Source organism: Facivitalis istanbulensis, assembly GCF_040560405.1.
Classification (GTDB): domain Bacteria; phylum Pseudomonadota; class Alphaproteobacteria; order Sphingomonadales; family Sphingomonadaceae; genus Sphingomonas; species Sphingomonas istanbulensis.
The window spans coordinates 1-271 of the sequence record NZ_JAVSCQ010000094.1 but is presented as its reverse complement, the minus strand read 5'-3'; the positions used below and the strand labels follow the sequence as shown (position 1 = coordinate 271).

Annotated in this window: 1 protein-coding gene; it reads right to left on the bottom strand. The window is 60.1% G+C overall.

Features of this window, described 5'->3' with window-relative positions; genetic code table 11:
- Positions 1–208: transposase (locus RN629_RS18335; protein WP_407036503.1), on the bottom strand; the 208-nt coding region annotated here is incomplete at its 3' end.
- Between the last annotated feature and the right edge of the window lie 63 nt (positions 209–271).

Genomic DNA, 271 nt, shown 5'->3' with positions numbered 1-271 from the left:
TCCGGCCCCAGCGTTTCCAGCGGTTATACAGCGTCTTGTGAGGGCCATAGTCCTTTGGTGCATCCCGCCAGCGCAGCCCATTGCGATTGACGAAGACGATCCCGCTCAACACCCGCCGGTCATCGACCCGCGGCTTGCCGTGGCTCTTGGGAAAGAACGGCCGAAGCCGCTTCATCTGATCGTCCGTCAGCCAAAACAGGTCGCTCATATCGGTCTCCTTGCGGAGCCTGAATCAGATCACGGCGCTCACATCAATGGGTCCTGACCCTAG